At 62.3% G+C, this 19,608-nt stretch carries 16 protein-coding genes; 8 read left to right on the top strand and 8 right to left on the bottom strand.

Annotated features, from left to right (window positions below):
- Positions 1-53: 53 nt before the first annotated feature.
- Entirely contained in the window at positions 54-680 is a 627-nt protein-coding gene (locus HU767_RS02605) for a glutathione S-transferase (protein ID WP_186706479.1), read from the top strand.
- Positions 681-831: 151 nt separating this feature from the next.
- Here the strand turns inward: HU767_RS02605 and HU767_RS02600 are convergent, their stop codons facing one another.
- Genes HU767_RS02600 through HU767_RS02565 form a run of 8 tightly spaced genes read right to left on the bottom strand, consistent with a single transcriptional unit; the run spans position 832 to position 9,838 of the window.
- On the bottom strand, positions 832-1,962 hold the full coding sequence (locus HU767_RS02600; RefSeq protein ID WP_186728428.1) for a glycosyltransferase family 4 protein: 1,131 nt from the start codon (positions 1,960-1,962) through the stop codon (positions 832-834).
- A complete protein-coding gene (locus tag HU767_RS02595; RefSeq protein WP_186728427.1) occupies positions 1,963-3,093 on the bottom strand; it encodes a glycosyltransferase family 1 protein in 1,131 nt (376 codons plus the stop codon).
- Positions 3,084-4,454 (bottom strand): glycosyltransferase family 1 protein, encoded by a 1,371-nt coding sequence (locus HU767_RS02590; RefSeq protein WP_186728426.1) that lies wholly within the window; start codon positions 4,452-4,454, stop codon positions 3,084-3,086. Before HU767_RS02590 ends, HU767_RS02595 begins: the two co-directional genes overlap by 10 nt.
- Positions 4,451-5,716, bottom strand: a complete 1,266-nt coding sequence (locus HU767_RS02585) for an ABC transporter ATP-binding protein (RefSeq protein ID WP_186728425.1) — start codon at positions 5,714-5,716, stop codon at positions 4,451-4,453. The genes HU767_RS02590 and HU767_RS02585 overlap by 4 nt, the downstream gene beginning before the upstream one ends.
- Positions 5,716-6,513 (bottom strand): ABC transporter permease, encoded by a 798-nt coding sequence (locus HU767_RS02580; protein ID WP_186728424.1) that lies wholly within the window; start codon positions 6,511-6,513, stop codon positions 5,716-5,718. The genes HU767_RS02585 and HU767_RS02580 overlap by 1 nt, the downstream gene beginning before the upstream one ends.
- Positions 6,504-7,955, bottom strand: a complete 1,452-nt coding sequence (locus HU767_RS02575; RefSeq protein WP_186706485.1) for a mannose-1-phosphate guanylyltransferase/mannose-6-phosphate isomerase — start codon at positions 7,953-7,955, stop codon at positions 6,504-6,506. Before HU767_RS02575 ends, HU767_RS02580 begins: the two co-directional genes overlap by 10 nt.
- Positions 7,956-7,958: 3 nt before the next feature.
- Positions 7,959-8,927 (bottom strand): GDP-mannose 4,6-dehydratase, encoded by a 969-nt coding sequence (gene gmd, locus HU767_RS02570; RefSeq protein WP_186706486.1) that lies wholly within the window; start codon positions 8,925-8,927, stop codon positions 7,959-7,961.
- Complete coding sequence (locus HU767_RS02565) at positions 8,924-9,838, bottom strand: GDP-mannose 4,6-dehydratase (RefSeq protein ID WP_186728423.1); 915 nt, start codon at positions 9,836-9,838, stop codon at positions 8,924-8,926. Before HU767_RS02565 ends, gmd begins: the two co-directional genes overlap by 4 nt.
- A gap of 430 nt (positions 9,839-10,268) precedes the next feature.
- Here HU767_RS02565 and HU767_RS02560 point away from each other — a divergent pair, with 430 nt between their 5' ends.
- The 7 genes from HU767_RS02560 to HU767_RS02530 all read left to right on the top strand — a co-directional run bounded on the left by HU767_RS02560 (position 10,269) and on the right by HU767_RS02530 (position 19,459).
- Positions 10,269-11,837: a glycosyltransferase gene (locus HU767_RS02560; RefSeq protein WP_186728422.1), complete on the top strand. Its 1,569-nt coding sequence runs from the start codon at positions 10,269-10,271 to the stop codon at positions 11,835-11,837.
- A complete protein-coding gene (locus tag HU767_RS02555) occupies positions 11,831-13,123 on the top strand; it encodes a glycosyltransferase (protein ID WP_186728421.1) in 1,293 nt (430 codons plus the stop codon). Before HU767_RS02560 ends, HU767_RS02555 begins: the two co-directional genes overlap by 7 nt.
- Positions 13,120-13,992 (top strand): class I SAM-dependent methyltransferase, encoded by an 873-nt coding sequence (locus tag HU767_RS02550; protein WP_238349404.1) that lies wholly within the window; start codon positions 13,120-13,122, stop codon positions 13,990-13,992. The genes HU767_RS02555 and HU767_RS02550 overlap by 4 nt, the downstream gene beginning before the upstream one ends.
- Entirely contained in the window at positions 13,989-15,143 is a 1,155-nt protein-coding gene (locus HU767_RS02545; protein ID WP_186706490.1) for an acyltransferase, read from the top strand. Before HU767_RS02550 ends, HU767_RS02545 begins: the two co-directional genes overlap by 4 nt.
- The gene (locus tag HU767_RS02540; RefSeq protein WP_186728420.1) at positions 15,137-15,961 is read left to right on the top strand and encodes a class I SAM-dependent methyltransferase; all 825 of its coding nucleotides are present in this window, start codon (positions 15,137-15,139) and stop codon (positions 15,959-15,961) included. The genes HU767_RS02545 and HU767_RS02540 overlap by 7 nt, the downstream gene beginning before the upstream one ends.
- A 167-nt stretch (positions 15,962-16,128) precedes the next feature.
- Entirely contained in the window at positions 16,129-17,322 is a 1,194-nt protein-coding gene (locus HU767_RS02535) for a DUF3142 domain-containing protein (protein ID WP_186728419.1), read from the top strand.
- Positions 17,309-19,459 carry a hypothetical protein gene (locus HU767_RS02530; RefSeq protein WP_186728418.1) on the top strand — a complete coding sequence of 717 codons (2,151 nt, stop codon included), beginning with the start codon at positions 17,309-17,311 and terminating at the stop codon, positions 19,457-19,459. The genes HU767_RS02535 and HU767_RS02530 overlap by 14 nt, the downstream gene beginning before the upstream one ends.
- Positions 19,460-19,608 lie beyond the last annotated feature (149 nt).

Here is a 19,608-nt window from a genome sequence, read left to right as displayed (position 1 = left end):
ATGACCCCATCGACGCCGTTGTGCTGATGGCGTCACTTCCAGCGGAGTCGACCATGAACCCGATCAAGCACTATCACTTCCCGCTTTCCGGCCATTCCCATCGCGTTCAACTGATGCTGTCGTTACTTGAACTGCCGGTCGAGGAGATCTTTGTCGACTTGGCCAAGGGCGCGCACAAACAGGCGGATTTCCTTGCGCTCAATGCGTTTGGCCAAGTACCGGTCATCGATGATAACGGTGTGGTGCTGGCGGACTCCAACGCGATCCTCGTGTACCTGGCGCAAAAATATGGCAAGGGCCGCTGGCTGCCCACCGATCCAGTCGGTGCCGCCCGGGTGCAGCGCTGGTTGTCGGCGGCGGCCGGGCCGATCCATGCGGGGCCGGCCTCGGCGCGGCTGATCACAGTGTTTGGCGCGGCCTACAACGCTGAGGACGTGATTGCCCGATCCCACACTGTGTTGAACGTCATTGATCAAGAATTGAGCGCCCGTGCTTTCCTGGCGGGTGACGCGGCGACCGTCGCGGACATCGCCGGCTACAGTTACATCGCCCACGCACCGGAAGGCAATGTGTCGTTGGAGGGCTACGCCAATGTGCGGGCCTGGCTGGGGCGGATCGAAGCCTTGCCCGGGTTCGTGGGCATGCCGCGTACGGTTGTCGGGTTGCAAAAGCACGCCTGAAACGGAACCTGGTGACGAGAAGATTTATCTCTGCCCTGTGGGAGCAAGGCTTGCCCGCGATGGGAGCACTGCGGTCTTTTAGAGATCCAGGTGCCTGTTTCGCGAGCAAGCTATGCTCCCACAGGATAGATAGGCCCCTCACCGCAGCGATTCATGCGTAGGAAAGCGCCTTTTCCTCCAGCAATTCCTCATACAACTGCACCCACTTGCGGCCCATCTCTTCGGACGTGAACAATTGGCGGTAACGAGCTTCGGCCCTGGCACCCATTATCTGGGCCTGTGCCGGGTTTTCCCACAGGGTACGCATCGCCTCGCGGAAGGCCTCTGGGCTGCTTGGTGGCACTACCAGGCCGGTTTCGTCGTGGATGTTGATGTAGCTGGTGCCGGTGCCGATTTCGCTGCAGATCATAGGCTTGCCGAACATCGCGCCTTCAAGCAGTGAAATGCCAAAGGCTTCAGAGCGCAAATGTGAAGGGAATACGATGGCATAACTCAGTTCCAGCAATGCAACCTTGTCTTCGTCCCCGAGGCGGCCGAGGAAATGCAAGTTGCGCAAGCCCAGTGCCGCGGCTTGGGCATGCAGTTGTTTTTCCAGAGGCCCGGCACCCACGATGACCACGGGGTAATCCACGCCTTTGAGGGCGTCGAGCAGAATGTGCAGGCCTTTGTAATAACGCATCACCCCCACGAACAAAAAGAACCGCTCACCCAGTTTTGCCTTCCATCCCGCCATGCGCTCGGCATCAGGCTGTGGATAACTCGTCTTGTTCAGGCCGTAGGTGATGATCCGGGTCTTGGCGCTGTATTCCTTGAGCACATCGCTGGTATGCACATAGTTAGGCGAGGCCGCGACGATGCGATCGGCGCCGTCCAGGAAACGTTTCATCAGCGGCCGATAAAGCTTGAGCAGCTGCCGCTGGCGAACGATGTCCGAATGGTAGGTTACGACGTAGGGTTTTTTCACGGCACTGCAAAAGTGCACCAGGTCCATGAATGGCCAAGGAAAGTGGAAATTAATGATGTCCGCTTCGGCGGCCAGCTCACGGAATTTCTTGAAAACGCTGTAGGAGAAACCCGTGGACGCCAGTTGGAAGTCCATTCGGGCTTGATGGACGACATGCTGTCGAAGCTGGATCGGACCCGGTGCGGGATGTTCGCTCAACGTGAGCACGGTGTTATCGATACCCAGTTGGTCACTGCTGTCGCACAGCTGGAAAATGACCTGTGCGATACCGCCCATGGAGTCAGTCAAATAACTTTTGTAAAAGTGCAGGACTCGCATTCAACCTCCCAAGACCTGGCGATACGCGTGGGCAGTGACCTTTGCACAGCGCTCCCAGGAAAACAGCGCTGCCTGTTGTAAGCCTGCTTCCCGACACGCCTGCCAGTGCGGGCGATCCTCAATCAACCGCTGCATGGCGTCGCGCATGCCTTGTGGATCGTCGGGCTCGCAATAAATGCCAGCCGCCCCGGCCACTTCCGGCATCGCCGAGCAGCGGGTGGTCATTACCGGCGTGCCGCTGGCCATGGCTTCAAGCACCGGTAGGCCAAAGCCTTCGTAGAACGACGGGAAAACCAATGCCCGTGCCCCCGCCAACAACTGGGCGACCTGTTCGTCAGGCAGGTAACCCGCCAGACAGACATGACCATCAGCCAGGGCGCGTTTCAACTCATCATTGAGCTGTGCCTGTTGCCATCCGCTCATTCCTACAATGAACAAAGGAAAAGCCTGACGTATGGACTCAGGAAGCCCGGCATGGGCGCGCAAGGCCAATGACAGGTTCTTGCGTGGCTCCAGGGTGCCGACACAGAGAAAATATCGGCCGTGCTCCAGCCCATGGGCCTTGAGCACGCTGTCGATCGCTTCCGGTTCGCGCGGGTGGAAACGTGTCGCCACCCCCAGCGGCGCGACCCTCAGGCGCTCGGCGGGAATGCCGAAATATTGCTGGGCTTCATCGGCGATGAATTGCGAGTCGGTCAGAATCAATTGGGCCTGTTCCACTGCGCGGCTGAGCCGTCGCTCGATTTCCTTCAGGCGTGCCGGTGGCTGCGTCTCGGGGTAGCGCAGGTGCGTGAGGTCATGGAGGGTGATCACCGTCGGCCCTTCGAAAGCCAACGGCCACAGGCTGGGTTCGTGATACAGGTCGATAGCCTTCGAACGGCCTTGATCGAAGCGTTTCTGCTCCAGCCAGCGCCGCGCTTGGTAGGCGCCCGGAACCCGTCGCAGCAACGGGCTCAGCTTGGAATAGCCTGGCTTGGCTGTTGGCGGTAATAGCGGGCTCCAGCCCCAGCCGTGGAACAGCGACAGCTGGACATCCGGTTCCCGCGCCAAGGCAGTCGCCAGTTCCGCTACGTAGTGGCCGATGCCGGTGCGGGGCGCCTGGAGAATGCGTGCGTTGAGGGCTATCCGCATGTTGTTTCCCTGTCGACGATCGCTGCACCAATAATGTGGCCCTCGATTCGCTCCACCAATTGCGCACTGGCCTGGCGCCAGCTCAGCCATTGCCATTGATCCAGGTTGCGCTTGGCCGGGAATACCCCGGTGCGCTCCATGTCGATGACCAGGTTCGCCAGGCTTTGGGGATCGTCGAGATCGAAATAGGCCATGAACTCTCCGCCGATTTCCCGAAACACTTCAATGTCGCTGCCCATCGCCGGCAAGCCGCGTTGCATGGCTTCTACCAACGGCAGGCCGAAGCCCTCCACATAGGACGGGAACACCAGCGCCGTGGCGTGTCGGTAGGCGTGTTCCAGGCTTTGGTCCGCCAGGTTGTTGAACATGAACAGGCGGCTGTCGAGCTGCGGATGGCGTTGAATGCGCTCGATCAGGGCTTCGCATTTCCAGCCGATCTTGCCGACGATGCAGAGCCGCGCTTGTGAACCGGCGGCCCAGGCCCGTTCGAAGGCATCGAGCAGGTAAGCGTGGTTCTTGCGCGGCTCGATGGTGCTGACCATCAGGAATACCGGTTCGGGTTGTTCGAACAGTCGCAGCAAGTGCGGGTCGACGGGTTGGGTGGCGTCAACCAGGTCCAGTTCGCTGCCCAGGTGGAAATAGTCGAACCAGCGCTTGCGCACCTCTTGCTCGCCAATGCGCCGGACCAATTCCTGGCGAAGCTGGTCGCGGATGGTGGTGGAAATGGCGATGTAGCCGTCGGCGGTGCGAGCGATCCAGTCGAACCAATGGTTGAACACCTTGACCAGTCCGGCATCGCAGAATTGCGGATGGGTCAGGGGAATCAGGTCATAGATCACCGAGATGATCCCGACGCCATCACGCTTGAGCTGTTCGGCCAGGGGGAAAAAGCCCGAGTGCCAGGAAGAATCCAGCAACACCAGTTGATCACCGGCCCGATGCTTCAGCGGTACGCTGCGTGAGGGGGGCGGTTCGCGTCTTAGTAGGCGATCAAGGATTCGAATGGGGAGGTTGAGGCATGCCAGGGCGAACAGCCGGCAGGCAATGTACAAGAAGCGGCGAGCCCAGATCGACTGGTTGAAGGGGCGCCACCGTTCGAGGGTCCGCTGCCGGAGCCAGAACAGGTTGGCGAACTGCACCAACCGTGCCCGCAGGTCAGCCAGATCCAGCCCATTCGATGGCAGGGGGGCCAGGCTTTTCACTTCGTACAGCTTGCCCTGCAGCATCACCACGGGAATGCATTCGCGTTCGTGGTCCCTGGCCGGCAGTTCGCGAATGACGTTGCGCACTACTCGCTGGATGCCGGAGTTGTCATTCGGGTGATCGTATACATAGGTGCAATCCACCAACAGACGGCTCATGGCAACTCCTTTTGCGGCACCGCCTCGACGGCCGTCTGGCTCGAACGCTGGATACTGGTCCGGGCCTGGAGCCAGGAACAGCCGACGAAATCCTCCTGGCGATTATTGATCACGTGGAACACCAATCCGTAGTCGCGCCATTCGAAATTACGGTCCAGGTGCGAGTCCAGCCGCGACAGGCTGAGCGCGACGGAGTAATTGCCCTTGCCCAGGCGCATGTCGAAACTGAAACGGAAGGTGATCTGTTCGCCGGCCTTGAGGTCGGTCACGGCCTTGTCCTGGCGATGGGTGTTGATGCCGTACATGGGCTGGCCCAGGCGGTCCTTGATCAGAAAGCCCAGTACCAGCCGTTCGATGTCCTGGCGGATTTCAACCCGCACTTGCAACACCATTGGCTGGCCGATCTCGGCCACTTCCACCGACTGCCCCTGGTTGTTGAGCAACTGCACATCGACGATGCCGGCCTCGCCGGTGCCGGAAATGGTCCGCACCTGACCGTTGGCGAGCATTTCCTGGCGGACCACTTGGCCTTCGCGCTGGGCCAGCATCGCGTTGTAGTAATCCATCACCTCTTCCGGCTTGCCGCGCATGGCCATGCGCCCGTGTTCGAGCAGGATGGCGGTGTCGCAGATCGACTGGATCGCCGAGCGATCATGGGACACGATCAGCAGCGTGGTGCCGGCCTTGCGGAAGCTGCGGATGCGCTCGAAGCTCTTGTGCTGGAAGTAGGCATCGCCCACCGACAGCGCTTCGTCGACGATCAGGATGTCCGGGCGCCGGGCGGTGGCGACACTGAACGCCAAGCGCATCTGCATGCCGCTGGAATAGGTGCGTACCGGTTGGTCGATGGCCTCGCCGATTTCGGCGAAGCCCTCGATCTCGGGCATCAGGGCTTCGATTTCCTCCACCTGCATGCCCAGCAACTGACCGGCCATGAACGCGTTCTGGCGACCGGTGAAGTCCGGATGAAAGCCCATGCCCAGTTCCAGCAACGCGGCAACGCGGCCTTGTAGCTGGATGTGGCCGCAGGTGGGTTGGGTGGTGCCGGTGATCATCTTGAGCAACGTACTTTTGCCGGCGCCGTTGACCCCGACGATGCCAACGGCTTCCCCGGGCTGTATCTCGAAATCCACGCCCTGGAGGATCCAGTGCAGGTGGTGACGCTGGCGGGAAAAGGGAATCAACCACTCCAACAGCCGGCTCCAGAGGTTCGGATACTGCTTGTAGGCCTTGCCCAGGCCGGTGACACGCAAATGTCCCATCAGAGTTCATCCACCATTTCACCGCCGCGCCGGCGAAACATGCGCAAGCCCAGGGCGCACAACAGCAGGGCGAGCGCCAGCAGCGGCACCAGCGAACTCCAGACCGGCCACTGGTTATAGAGGAACAGGTTCTGGTAACTCTGCATCAGGGCGGTCATGGGGTTGAAAGCGAGCAGTTGCTGGATCGACGGCGGCAGGATCGTCATCGGGTAGACGATCGGCGTGAGCCAGAACCAGAATTGCAGGCAAATGCCGAACAGCTGCCCGACATCGCGGAAAAACACATTGAGGATCCCCAGCAGCATGCCCAGCCCGGCGGCGAACATCACTTGCAGGGCCAGCAGCGGCACCAGGGCCAGCAAGGTCATGCCTGGCCAGCGTCCGGTGATCAACAGGAAACCGAGAAACAGCCCAAGGATGATCGCGAAGTTGATGCCCGCGTTGAAGAGCACGATCACCGGCAGGCAGATCCGGGGGAAGCTGATCTTTTTCAGCAGGTTGGCGTTTTCCAGGAACATGCCCTGGCTGCGGGTGGTGATTTCCGCGAACAAGCCCCAGGTCAGCAGCCCGGCGCAGAGGTAGACGCTATAGGCCATGCCATCTTCGACCCCGGGCAGGCGGGCACGCATGATGTGGGAAAAAATCACCGTGTAGACGAGGATCATCGACAACGGGTTGAGCACCGTCCACAACGCGCCGAACAACGAGTTGCGATACCGCGCCTGGAACTCGCGCTTGACGCTGCCCAGGACGAAGCCGCGGTAATTCCACAGGGAGTGGGGCAAGCTCAGCAACATGCGTCGACCCTGCCGTAGTGGTCTTCGAAGCGAACGATGTCGTCTTCCCCCAGATATTCGCCACTTTGCACTTCGATGATCACCAGATCGATCACGCCGGGATTCTCCAGGCGATGCTTGTGTCCGGCCGGGATGAAGGTCGATTCATTCTTGGCGACCAAGTGCGAACCCGAGCCATTGTTGGTGACCTTGGCCATGCCTTCGACCACCACCCAGTGTTCGTTGCGATGGTGGTGCATTTGCAGCGACAGCGACGCGCCAGGCTTGACCACGATGCGCTTGATCTTGAAGCGTGGCCCTTCTTCGAGCACGGTATAACTGCCCCATGGGCGGCTGACCGTGCGATGCAGGCGATAGGCTTCGTGCGCCTTGTCCTTGAGTTGCCGGGCGACGCGGCGCACATCCTGGGCGCGGTCGGCATGGGCCACCAGCACGGCGTCGGCGGTGTCGATGATGATCAGGTTTTCCACGCCCAGGGCCGCCACCAGACGGCCTTCGCTCTGGACGAAGTTGTGCTGGCTGTCGATGAACAGGGCCTCGCCGGTGGCGCGGTTGTTCTGCGCGTCGGCGGGCACCAGGCCGGCGACGGCGCTCCAGGAGCCGATATCGCTCCAATCGAATGTGGCCGGGATCACCACGACATTGGCGGAGCGCTCCATCAGGGCATAGTCGATGGAGATGTCTGGCATGTCGGCGAAATGCGCCGCGGACAACTCCTGCTGCAAGCACCCTGAGGTTTCCACCGCCGTGCTGGCCGTGACACAGGCGCGCGCCTGTTCCAGCAGCTCGGGGGCGTGGGCTTGCAACTCCGCCAAGAGGGTCTTGACCGAGAAGCAGAACATTCCTGAGTTCCACAAGAAACGGCCGCTTTCCAGATACTGCGTGGCGGTCGGCAAGTCGGGCTTTTCGACGAAGCGAACGACCTTGGCCGCGCCCTTGGTGTCCAGCGGCTGGCCCCGTTCGATATAGCCGAATCCGGTTTCCGGCGCCGAGGGCAGCACGCCGAAGGTCACCAGGTGACCGCTCTTCGCCAGTTCCACGGCATGCGCCACCGATGCCTGGAAGGCCGCCTCGTCCTGGATCAGGTGATCGGCCGGCATGACCACCAGGATCGCCTCGTCGCCATGCAAGGCCTGAATGGCGAGGGTGGCCGTGGCAATGGCCGGCGCGGTGTTGCGGCCCGTGGGTTCGAGGACGAAGTGACCACGGTGACGCTCCAGGTGAGCACTTTGATAGTGATCGCGGCTCTGGAAATAGTATTCGCGATTGGTGACCGTGACGATATCGCCCCGGCCATCGAACAACCCCGCGGCACGCCGGTAGGTTTTGCCCAGCAACGATTGGCCGTCGGGCAAGCGCATGAAAGGCTTGGGATGACCCTCGCGGGACACCGGCCACAACCTCGTCCCGGCTCCGCCGGAGAGAATCACGGGAATGAGCATGGCCTACTCCTTGGCGACGCGTTTCATGTCCGCATCCATCATCATGCGGATCAAGGTGTCGAGGTCAGTCCGGGGTTTCCAGCCCAGGACGCGTTGGGCCTTGGCTGGGTTGCCGAGCAACACCTCGACTTCGGCCGGGCGGAAAAACGCCGGGTCGATCTTGACGAAGTCGCGGTAGTCCAGCCCCACATGTTCGAAGGCGATCCTGCACATCTCGCGCACGGTGGTGGTGACGCCAGTGGCCACTACGTAATCGTCGGGGGTGTCCTGTTGCAACATCAGCCACATGGCCTCGACGTAATCGCCGGCAAAGCCCCAGTCGCGCTTGGCGTCGATATTGCCCAGGCGCAACTCCTGCTGCTTGCCCTGCTTGATGCGCGCGGCGGCGTCGGTGACCTTGCGGGTCACGAACTCGATGCCGCGCAGCGGTGATTCGTGGTTGAACAGGATGCCGCTGCTGGCATGCAGGCCGAAGCTTTCCCGGTAATTGACGGTGATCCAGTGGCCGTACAGTTTCGCGACGCCATAGGGACTGCGTGGGTAAAACGGGGTGTGCTCGTCCTGCTGCTCGGCCTGGATCAGGCCGAACATTTCGCTGGTGGAGGCCTGGTAGAAACGGGTCTGCGTACTGAACTGGCGAATGGCTTCGAGCAGATGGGTGACCCCCAGCCCGTCGACGATGCCGGTGGTCACCGGCTGGTCCCAGGAGGCCGCGACGAAACTTTGCGCGGCCAGGTTATACACCTCGTCCGGCGCCGACTTGATCACCGCCCGCTGCACCGAGCAGGCGTCGGCCATGTCACCGTCCAAATAAACGATGTCTTGTTCGATGCCCATCTCTCGCAGCCGCCAGCGCGAGTCGCTGCTGCGTCGCGCCACCAGACCGTGGACCTTGTAACCCTTGTCGAGCAGCAACTTGGCCAGATACGCGCCGTCCTGGCCGGTGATCCCTGTGATCAATGCACTTTTCATTCTTGTTGTACCCGTATCTCCCAGTCGGACAGGATCGCCCGCAAGGATTGTTGTGTTGTTGTTTCGGGCGTCCATCCGGTGGCCTGTCGTAGCTTGGCAGGGCTACCACAGACGCGACGCTGTTCTGCGCGGCGAAGACGCGCAGGGTCCTGGATCAGTTGCACATCGACCTGGGCGATATCGCCCAGTTGTTCGATCAGGCTGCGAATGCTCTGCTCGCGACCCGAACAGATGTTGTAGACCTGCCCCGGGGCGCCTTTTTCCAGCAGGCTCAGGTAGGCCGAAATCACATCGCCGACATCGAGGAAGTCGCGGGTCACGTCGATATCGCCCACCTGCAACCGGGCCGGTTGCAGGCCCAGCTTGATCAGGCTGATTTGCCGGGCGGCGCTGGCAATGACGAAGCTGTCCTTCTGGCCGGGGCCGATGTGATTGAACGGGCGAGCCACCAGCACCGGCCAGCCTTCGCTCATGCCCCATTGCAGGCTCAGCAGTTCGGCCGACAGCTTGCTCACGGCGTACGGGTTGCGTGGGGCGGGTGCTTGCAGTTCGGTAATCGGCAGCCGGTCTTCGCTGACCTGACCATAGACGTCACCGGAGCTGACATACAGGAACGTGCCGGTGAACCCCCGGGCCTTGAGGGCCTGGAGCAGGTTCAAGGTGCCCAACAGGTTGATGTTCAGGGTGCGTGCCGGGTCGCGGAAGGCTTCAGGGACAAAGGTCTGGCCCGCCAGGTGGATCACGGCGTCGGGAACCTCGGGCCAGAGGCCCTCCAGGGTCTTGGCATCCGTCAGGTCGTAGCGCGCGGCGACAGGCATCACCTGCCAGGCCGAATCATGACCGTTCAGTCGAGATTTGAGGTGACGTCCAACGAAACCGCTGAGGCCCGTAACGAACAGACGTTTTTTCAAGCACCAGCCCTCTTTACGGTGACTTCGTCTATCGCGAATGGAGTAGGAAATTTCCGTAAGATCGGGGAAAAGTCACTCAACGATCAGCTTAGCGAAGCATTTGTTGTAGTTGTTTGGTTGCCAATCTGTGCCAATTTCGCAGCAATTTCAACAGCGCAAACCGTGACTGACCAGTTCTCATATTTATAGCGGGTTTATTCACATCGAGCGGTTCACGAACCCTTGGCGGATGTGTTTAGAATGCCCCTCGTCACACTTGCCCCTGGTTCCGATCTTCGGATCAAACCGCAAGGGACGGGACCATTAAAAAAACAAGAACGAGACGGGTAGCAAGATGAACGACGCGTGGCGGCTCCCGGGCCGGCTCGATGCGTGACTCGACCGTCATGAAGTTGGGGCTGCCGGGATGGCGGCGCCATGATGGGATGCCATGAATTTCATTCTTTACTCGGACGTAAACGATCACTCCATCAGCCAGAGCCTCGGCCGCCCTGAGTACAGCTATTACTTCGTGCTCAAGGCCTATCGTCCCGTACTGGAAAGCCTGGGGCCGGTGCATGTGGTGTCGTCGGTCGACGAGGTCGATCCGCTTTATCAGACGTTGCGGCAGGCCGGACAGGACTGCTTGTTCCTTTCGTTTTCCCCCCCGCACAAGACCCCGCTCGACTTGCTGTGCCCGATGGTCTGCGTAGTGGCCTGGGAGTTCGATTCGATCCCGGCCGAGCACTGGGATGACGACCCGCGGCATGACTGGAGCCGCACGCTGGCCCGTCATGGCCGGGTGATTACCCTGTCCAGCCACACGGCCGAGGCGATCCGTCGGACGTTGGGCGAGGATTTCCCAGTGTTGGTGTTGCCCACGCCACTGTGGGAGCGTTTCGCGGCGGTTCGTGAGCAACACCCAAGCCGGCCGGTCAACCCGGGAACGACCTTGCAGATCAAGGGTTGCATCATCGACAGTCGGCCCCTCGGGTTGTCGGCGGATGGCTTGATCGCGCCTATCCTTGGAGAGTCGCCGGCCCTGGCCTCAAAGCCGCAGCCCTTGACTTGGCGGCGGCGCGCATCCATTTCCCGTCATTACCTGCGCGAAGCCATCCGCGTCTTCACCGGCGAGGCCGAGCAGGGCCCTGTGTGGCTGTTCAAGCACAACCTGTTGAGCTGGTACCGCGAGGCGGTCCGCGACCTGATTCCGGTGCCGGTTCGCGTTGCGGTCAGCAGGATCCTGCGGGGGCCGTCGCTGACTGTCGAGGCAGTACCCTCGGAACATCCCCAGGCCGTCCTGCCGGACACCCGCCAAGTGGTCGAGACCCAAGTCAGCGGGGTCGTGTACGTCAGCGTGTTCAACCCCGATGACGGTCGCAAGAACTGGCATCAGTTGATCACCGCCTTCTGTTGGGCGCTACGCGACGTCGAAGACGCCACGCTGGTGCTGAAGATGACCCAGAACGATCTGTCGACCTACTACGTCGAGCTGCTGACGCTGCTGTCCCAGCTGTCGCCATTCAGTTGCCGGGTGGTGGTGATGCACGGTTACCTGGGGGACGAACAGTTCGCCCGGCTGTATGGCGCGGCGAGTTTCTACGTCAACGCGTCCCGTTGCGAAGGCCTGTGCCTGCCGCTGATGGAATTCATGTCCTGCGCCCGCCCGGCCATCGCGCCGGACCACACGGCGATGCGCGACTACATCGATACCGAAGTAGCCTTCATCGTCAAGTCCAGCCGCGAACCCACGATCTGGCCGGAAGACTCGCGCATCTTGTATCGCACCCTGCGCCATCGGCCCGACTGGGGTTCATTGAAACTCGCCTATGAACAGAGCTACGCCATGGCCAAGCACCAGCCGCAGGCCTACCAGGCCATGGCCGTTGCCGCGAGCGAGCGGATGCGCCGCTATTGCGGGTTCGCCCCGGTGCAGCAGCGCCTGGCGGATTTCCTGGCGGCGCCAGGCTGTGATGAAGGGCTGTCGCGGGTGGCCCAGGCAGGTACCGCCTCATGTTGATCATCATTTATTCGGAAACCAACCAGAGCAACATCCTGGAAAACCTCGGCAAGCCCGAGTACAGCTATTACTTCGTGCTCAAGGAGTTCCGCCCGGTGCTGGAGCGGTTGGGGCAGGTCGTCGAAGTGACTCGACCTGACGAAGAGGTCGACCCGCTTTATGCCGATTGCCTGGGGCGCGGCGAGGATTGCGTATTCCTGTCGTTTTCACCGCCGCACCGCACCGCCGCCCACTACGCCTGTCCGACGATCCCGGTGTTTGCCTGGGAGTTCAGCACCATCCCCACCGAAAACTGGCAGGGCGAGCCCCGGCACGATTGGCGGGTGGTCCTGGGCGCAACCGGCATGGCGATCACCCATTCCAGCTTCACGGTCAAAACCGTTCGCGAGGTGATGGGGGCGGACTTCCCCATCGCCGCCGTCGCCGCGCCGGTATGGGACCGCTTTGCCGCCCGTGGGGCGGCGCTGGCCCAGCGGCCGACAGTGGATCACATGCGCCTGCAATTGCACGGCCTGTTGATCGACAGCCGCACCACCGACCTGCGGCCGTATGGCCCACCGGCGCATCAGGCCGGTATGCCGCTGGTGCTGGACGGCCCGGCCGAGGATTGCGAGTTACTGCTGGACGGTGTGATCTACACCTCCGTGTTCAATCCTTACGACGGTCGCAAGAACTGGAAGGACATGATCAGCGCGTTTTGCACGACGTTTCGCGACGTTGCCGACGCAACCTTGGTGCTCAAGCTGACTCATCACGACGTCAGCGCCGCGCTGACCGACATGCTCCACCATGTCTACAAGAACCAGTCGTACCGCTGTCGCATCGTGCTGATACACGGTTACCTGGCGGACGCGGACTACGAACGGCTGGTGGAAGCCACACGGTACGTGGTCAACAGTTCCTACGGCGAAGGGCAGTGCCTGCCGTTGATGGAGTTCATGTCGTGTGGCCGTCCGGCGATTGCGCCGCTGAACACGGCGATGGCCGACTACATCGACCCTGACAACGCCTTCATAGTGGAGTCGACCGAGGAATTGACCGCCTGGCCCCACGACCCGCGTGCCGCGTACCGCACCCTGCGGTATGTCACTGATTGGGACTCGCTGTGTTTGGCCTATCGCGCCAGTTATGACGTGGCCAAGAACGACCCCGAGCGTTATCGCCGGATGTCGGCCCACGCCGTGCGCAGCCTGGAAAAATTCTGCAGCCAGGCCAATGCCGAGCAGCGTTTGCAGGCGTTTTTCGAAGCCATACCCGAGCGGCGTCGGAACGCGCAGCAACCATGATCCGCCGATGGCTGGCCGGGCTCAGGCCTCCGGTCGAACCCTCGCCACCGCCGACGGCGGCCGTTTCGCCCCGGGATGCCGGCCTCTACGACGCGATGCTCGACGGTTGGTTTTGCAGTGAAACCGGTGAGTTGCTCAAGGGCTTTGCCATCACGGCCGAAGATACTTTGCTGGATGTCGGCTGCGGCGAAGGCGTGGCGACCCTGTTTGCAATGCGCCAGGGCGCGTCCGTGATCTTCACCGACAGCGAACAGGACAAGGTGCGCGACCTGGCCCGCCAGGTCGAAGCCCAGGCCGCCGCGCCGTTCCTGGGTTTGGTCAGCAACAGCCTGCCGCTGCCCCTGGCCGATGGCTGTGCGAACAAGATCGTCTGCATGGAAGTGCTCGAGCATATCCATGATCCAGCGCCGTTCATGGCCGAACTGGTGCGCATGGGCCGGCCCGGGGCGCAGTACCTGCTCAGCGTGCCGGCTTCGGTGGGCGAGCATTTGCAGCAAGGCATCGCGCCGCCGGGCTACTTTCAAGCGCCCAACCATGTACAGATTTTCACTGCCGAACGATTCGCCGCGCTGGTGGAAGACGCCGGGCTGGTGATCGAGCATCGTCAGGCCAGCGGATTTTTCTGGGTCATGGGCATGATTTTCTTCTGGGCCAGCGAACGGGCGGCGGGCCGGGACCTCGAGGGGGCCGTGCGCGACCGTATCCAGGCGCCGTACCCACCGTTGATGGAGCGCTGGGCGAGCCTCTGGCAGGACCTGCTGGCGCAGCCCGACGGCTTGGCGATCAAGCAGGGGCTGGACCGGTTCATGCCCAAGAGCCAGGTCATCATCGCGCGTAAACCCGATCGTTCTTCCGGGAGTCCTTCATGAGCAGCAAGCGGATCATGGACATCGAGTTGTTGCGCGCTGTTGCGGTGATCGGCGTGTTGTTCCATCACCTGCAAGGCATGCCATTTCCTGGCGGATGGCCGCGCCTGGCGGCCCTGGCCGACAGTTTCCAGCTGTGGTGGGGCGTGGACCTGTTCTTCGCGATTTCCGGGTTTGTCATCGGACGCAGCCTGATCCCGCAGTTGCGGCGCTGCGACAATCCCCGGCAATTCTGGGCCATCACCCGGGACTTCTGGATTCGCCGGGCGTTTCGCCTGTTGCCGTCGGCCTGGCTCTGGCTGCTACTGGTGCTGTTCGCGGTGTTCTTCCTGAACCGCTCCGGCGCGTTTGGCAGCGTGCAGGCCAACCTGCAGGCGACGCTGGCCGGTTTCCTGCAATTCGCCAACCTGCGTTTTGCCGATGCGTTCATGCAGTACGAATACGGCGCAAGCTTCGTGTACTGGACGCTGTCGTTGGAAGAGCAGTTCTATCTGATCCTGCCGTTGCTGGTGTTCGTCTCGCGTCGCTATCTGGTGTGGGTGTTGCTGGCGGTGGTGCTGGTGCAATTCTTCACTTGGCGGGCGCTGTGGTTGTCGGTGATTCGTACCGATGCCTTGGCGCTGGGTGTGTTGTTGTCGATCTGGAGCTTGCGGCCCAGCTACTGGCGCTTCGAGCCCACGTGGTTGCGCCGCCCCCCCTTGGGCCTGCTGCTGGTGCTGGGCCTTGGCAGCGTGATGGCCTGGATCGCCACCGAGCACTTCAATTTGTCGTTCTACCGTCTCGGGGTCATTGCCGTGCTCAGCGCCGTGCTGGTCTGGGTGGCCTCGTATGATCGGGATTATCTGTTGCCCCGCGGTCGACTGAAAACGGCGCTGACTTGGGTGGGCAGTCGTTCCTATGGGATCTACCTGATCCACATCCCGGTGTTTTTCCTGCTGCGCGAATTGTGGTTTCGTTTCGCCCCCTTGGGCTCGCCGGACCCGGCAAGCCATCCCTGGCCGGCCCTGGCGTGTGCGTTGTTATTGATCGGGCTGTTGAGCGAACTCAATTACCGCTGGGTCGAAATGCCCATGCGCAACCGTGGTGCCCGGCTGGTTGAACGCCTGTCCGCCGCCCGAACCGTCCTTCCTCTTCCTGGAGCCCCGACATGCTGAGCCTTTTGAAGAAACTCACCACGGGCCTGCCCGCGCCCGCCGAGCCGGCCGCCGAGAAAGTCGACCCGTATATGCTCGGGCTGCACGATGCGATGCTCAGCGGCTGGTTCAACCAGCAAACCGGCGAACTGTTCACGGGTTTCCCGGTGACGCCTGAAGACACGCTGCTGGACGTGGGCTGCGGCGACGGCGGCAACGTGCATTTTTGTGGAATGCGCGGGGCGAGGATCATCATCGCCGACATCGACGCGGCCAAGGTCGAAGCCACTCGCCAGCGCTTGAGCGACACCCCCGCGCGCGAAGTCGAGTGCCACGTGACCGACTGCAACCCGCTGCCGATTGCCGACGCCACGGCCACCCGGGTGGTGTCCACCGAAGTTATCGAGCACGTCGACGACCCGGCGCAATTCCTCGCCGAGCTGGTGCGGGTCGGCCAGCCCGGTGCGCTGTACCTGCTGAGCGTGCCGCACCCCAGTTCCGAAGACCTGCAGAAGGACATCGCCGCGCCGGAGTACTTCCGCAAGCCCAACCACATTCGCATCATCAGCGAAGAGCAGTTCAAGGCGATGGTCAGCGAGGCCGGCTTGGAAGTGTTGAGCCACAGCCAATACGGATTCTATTGGTCGATGTGGATGCTGTTGTTCTGGGAGGCCAAGGTTGATTTCAGCAACCCCGACCACCCGTTGCTCAATCATTGGGCCGACACTTGGCAAGCCATACTGAATTCGCCGCGTGGGGTGCAGATCAAGCAGGCGCTGGACGCGGTGGTGGCCAAGAGTCAGGTGATTATTGCGCGTAAGCCTGGCGCGCTCTCCTAGCAGCAAGGGCGCCTTTTGTGGCGAGGGAGCTTGCTCCCGCTGGGTTGCGAAGCGACCCCCATTCGGTGGGCGCTGCGCACCCAAGCGGGAGCAAGCTCCCTCGCCACAGATATTCGCCAGGATCCGGGGGGCGTAATCTGCCAGACTTTTATGGATGGTAAGGCTTCATGACGTTTCTTTCCCGGCTCGCCCTGGCCCTCGCCACGTTGCTTCTAGGGGGCTGCGAACAATCTCCGGCGCCGGCCCTCGATCAACAACTCTATATCTGGCAACGCCAATGGACGCCGGCCCACGGGCTGGCGCTGCGCCAAAGCCAGGGTGACTTTTCCACGCTGCGGGTGCTGGCGTTGCAGGCGTTTCCCGGGGCGGGCTGGCGTCGTGCGCGGATCGATCCGGCCTTGCTCAAGGCGGACGGCCGTCCGCTGATCGCCGTGATTCGCCTGGACGGCCAGCTCAAGGCCCTGGACCAGGACGAAATCATCGGGCAAATCCAGCAAGTGCTGGGCGATTGGCAAGCCCAAGGCCTGACCCCAGTGGGCGTGGAGATCGACCACGATGCTGGCAATGCGCGGTTGCCGGCCTATGGACAATTCCTCGGCCAACTGCGGCACAGCCTGCCGGCCAATCTGCGGCTCAGCATCACGGCGCTACCGGCCTGGCTCGACAGCCCCGCATTGCCGGGGTTGCTGGAAACGGTGGACAGCAGCGTGCTGCAGGTCCACGCGGTGAGTGATCCACGGCAAGGCCTGTTCGATCCGAAACAGGCCCGGCGCTGGGCGCAACGCTGGGGTGAACTCACCTCGCGGCCGTTTTACCTGGCCCTGCCGGCCTACGGCGTGGCGCTGCTGACCCAGGAGAGCGGCATGCCGGTGGTGGAAAGTGAAGTGCCGATCGACCGCGGCGGCGAGCGTCAGGAATTGCTGGCCGATCCGCAGCAAGTGGCCGGGCTTGCGGCAGATTTGCGGGCCGCTCCGCCGCAACATCTTGCCGGGCTGATCTGGTTTCGCCTGCCCTTGGCCGGTGACCGGCGGGCATGGAGCCTGACCACGCTCGGTGCTGTCGCTCGGGGCGATCATCTGGACAGTCGCCTGGCGTTGCAGTGGCAGCAGCAGGACGGCTTGTACGATATCCGCCTGGTCAACCAGGGCAATCTCGACAGTCCCTGGCCCCAGCGCCTGACGCTGACGGTCGGCGCCTGTGACGGTGTCGATGCCCTGGCTGGTTATACGTTGCAACAAACCCCCGGACTGCTTACCTTCACCCGCATTCAGGAAGGCCGCTTGGCGGCGGGTAGCCAACGGGCAATCGGCTGGGCGCGCTGTACGAAAATCGACCAAGGAGGTTTCAATGTTTACCCGTGAGTGGCCTCGTCACCTGCTGTGCCTGAGCCTGTGCCTGCCGTTGGGCCCGGTGCTGGCCTGCGGGCCGGATTTCCCGATGCGCCTGCTGGATAACCGCGCCCAGACGCTGGCGGAATTGCCCGAGGGCAGCTTTCGCTTCGAGGTCAGCCGTCTCGGCCAGGCGATTGCCGGACTCAAGCCGGCCACCGAGGCGACGCGCAACCCGGACTACAGCTATGACGACCTGCCTTCCTACGTGGAGCAACGCACCAAGGCCGAACAGATTGGCCTGACACCGCCGCAACAAGCGGTGGTGGAGCGCTTGCGCGCGTTGACTGACATCGACCAGGTGGCGGCTGAAGCGGCCAAGCTACCGGATGAATTGCGCCTATATGCGCTCGGCGCGGCGGCTTTTAATGTCGGTGAACATCAGCGCGCCGTGGAGGCCTTCCAGCAATTGCTGGCATTGCCGGCTGATCAACGTCGGTTGCGCAGCACCTGGGCTGCGTATTCCCTGGGACGGGCCTTGTTCGCCGTGAGCACCGAGGCGGGCAGTGGCGACCCCGTGGCCTTGCAGGACCAGGCGCGCGCAGCGTTTCGCCAGGCCCGGGAAATGAGCATTGCTGGCTTCAGCGATCCGTTGGAACTGGGTATTGCCAGCCTCGGTGAAGAAGCCCGGGTGGCCTACACCGCAGACGACTGGGACAGCGCCATCGGCCTGTACGCGATCCAGAACCTGCAAGGCTCACCGGTCGGCTACAGCTCGTTGCTGCAATTGGCACAAGGCTTGAGCGTTCAGCCAGATGAACGCTTGAGTGAATTGCTCAAGACCAAGTCGGTGCAACGACTGGTCACCGCCTATCTGCTCAGCCGCGTCGGCTGGTGGGACGGTGAAGAACCGTCGGGTGAGAAAAGGCTGGTCAAGCTGTTACAGGCCAACGCTCGGGACAACCTGGACGATGCCGACCGTTTGGCGGCGGTGAGTTACCAGCACGGCGATTACGCCAGCGCCCAGGCTTTTGTGCAAAAGGCTGCCGACACAGGCCTCGCCTGGTGGCTGCGCGCCAAGCTGGCCTTGCGCGATGGCGACAAGGCGGCCGCGGCGGCAGCTTATGCCAAGGCTGCCCAGGCCTTTCCGAACGATGAGTCCTGGGGCAACCGTCGCACACCGGATTGGAACTACGAGTCGGTGCAGCCCAAGTGCCGGGTCGAGGGTGAAAGCGCAATCCTGGCCTTGCAGCGCGGTGATTATCTGCAAGCCTTCGATCAGCTCTATCGCGGCCAGGGCAACTATTGGTACGACGCCGCCGCCGTCGCCGAGCGGGTGCTCACGGTGGATGAGCTCAAGCAGTACGTCGACGCCCAAGTCCCGGCGCCACCGGCGTTGAGCCAGGCGGATCGAGACAACTACGTGCCGCTGCCCGTGGCCGCGAGCCTGCGCAATCTGCTGGGTCGGCGTTTGCTGAGGGAAGGGCGCTTTGATGAGGCGCCGGCTTATTTCGATAACCCAGAACTGCAGAACAAGGCCCGCGCCTATGGGCAGTTGCGCCAGGATGCAGAGTCCAAATGGTGGCCAACCCGGCGGGCCGAGGCCTACTACTACGCATCCCGGATGGCGCGAGAATGGGGCATGGAGCTGCTGGGTTACGAAATGGCGCCGGATTACGCCAGCCTGGGCGGCAACTACAGCCTGGAACCGGTCGAGCTGGAGGTCGGGCCGCTGGTGGCCAAAGGGGAAGTGCAGCGCCAACAGGCCAGCGCCGCGCAGCCGGACGTGCGTTACCACTATCGGTTTGTCGCTACGGCGCTGGCGAGCCAAGCGGCGGATTATCTGCCCCATACCAGCCAGGCGTTTGCGGCAGTGCTGTGCAAAGCCGTGGGATACAACTCCAGCCTTGAAGAGCAAAGCGCGTTGTACCAGCGTTATGTGAAGGACGGTCCGTATGTGGTTTGGGCCGGAGATTTCGGCCATCAATGCCAGGAACCGGATTTCAGCTCGGCGAACAAACGCTACGTGACCCAGGCCTTGGACCCGATCCGCTCGACGCTGCGGCCTTACAAGGTTTGGCTGCAAGTGGGTGGGGCCGTGCTGGTGGTGGCAATGGGGTTGGGGCTGATCAGCCGGCGCCGGCGCAAGGCGCGGATGTCGGCCAGCTAAACTAACGGCCAGCCGAACACAAGTTGTGGCGAGGGAGCTTGCTCCCGCTCGGCTGCGCAGCGGCCGTCATTTTGCGAGTCCGCTGCCTGACCTGGGAAACGATGGGGACCGCTTCGCGGTCCAGCGGGAGCAAGCTCCCTCGCCACAAA

It is taken from the genome of Pseudomonas sp. SWRI179, assembly GCF_014268705.1.
Classification (GTDB): Bacteria; Pseudomonadota; Gammaproteobacteria; order Pseudomonadales; family Pseudomonadaceae; genus Aquipseudomonas; species Aquipseudomonas zanjanensis.
Note: the sequence above shows the minus strand (reverse complement) of the source record. Positions and strands in the feature narration are given on the sequence as shown.

Excerpts from the sequence above, each read along its gene's own strand:
- HU767_RS02530 (WP_186728418.1), top strand. The coding sequence starts at position 17,309 with ATGTTTACCCGTGAGTGGCCTCGTCACCTGCTGTGCCTGAGCCTGTGC.
- HU767_RS02555 (WP_186728421.1), top strand. The coding sequence starts at position 11,831 with ATGTTGATCATCATTTATTCGGAAACCAACCAGAGCAACATCCTGGAA.
- HU767_RS02590 (WP_186728426.1), bottom strand. The coding sequence starts at position 4,454 with ATGAGCCGTCTGTTGGTGGATTGCACCTATGTATACGATCACCCGAAT.
- HU767_RS02575 (WP_186706485.1), bottom strand. The coding sequence starts at position 7,955 with ATGCTCATTCCCGTGATTCTCTCCGGCGGAGCCGGGACGAGGTTGTGG.
- HU767_RS02560 (WP_186728422.1), top strand. The coding sequence starts at position 10,269 with ATGAATTTCATTCTTTACTCGGACGTAAACGATCACTCCATCAGCCAG.
- gmd (WP_186706486.1), bottom strand. The coding sequence starts at position 8,927 with ATGAAAAGTGCATTGATCACAGGGATCACCGGCCAGGACGGCGCGTAT.
- HU767_RS02580 (WP_186728424.1), bottom strand. The coding sequence starts at position 6,513 with ATGTTGCTGAGCTTGCCCCACTCCCTGTGGAATTACCGCGGCTTCGTC.
- HU767_RS02605 (WP_186706479.1), top strand. The coding sequence starts at position 54 with ATGAACCCGATCAAGCACTATCACTTCCCGCTTTCCGGCCATTCCCAT.
- HU767_RS02600 (WP_186728428.1), bottom strand. The coding sequence starts at position 1,962 with ATGCGAGTCCTGCACTTTTACAAAAGTTATTTGACTGACTCCATGGGC.
- HU767_RS02535 (WP_186728419.1), top strand. The coding sequence starts at position 16,129 with ATGACGTTTCTTTCCCGGCTCGCCCTGGCCCTCGCCACGTTGCTTCTA.
- HU767_RS02595 (WP_186728427.1), bottom strand. The coding sequence starts at position 3,093 with ATGCGGATAGCCCTCAACGCACGCATTCTCCAGGCGCCCCGCACCGGC.
- HU767_RS02540 (WP_186728420.1), top strand. The coding sequence starts at position 15,137 with ATGCTGAGCCTTTTGAAGAAACTCACCACGGGCCTGCCCGCGCCCGCC.
- HU767_RS02545 (WP_186706490.1), top strand. The coding sequence starts at position 13,989 with ATGAGCAGCAAGCGGATCATGGACATCGAGTTGTTGCGCGCTGTTGCG.
- HU767_RS02585 (WP_186728425.1), bottom strand. The coding sequence starts at position 5,716 with ATGGGACATTTGCGTGTCACCGGCCTGGGCAAGGCCTACAAGCAGTAT.
- HU767_RS02550 (WP_238349404.1), top strand. The coding sequence starts at position 13,120 with ATGATCCGCCGATGGCTGGCCGGGCTCAGGCCTCCGGTCGAACCCTCG.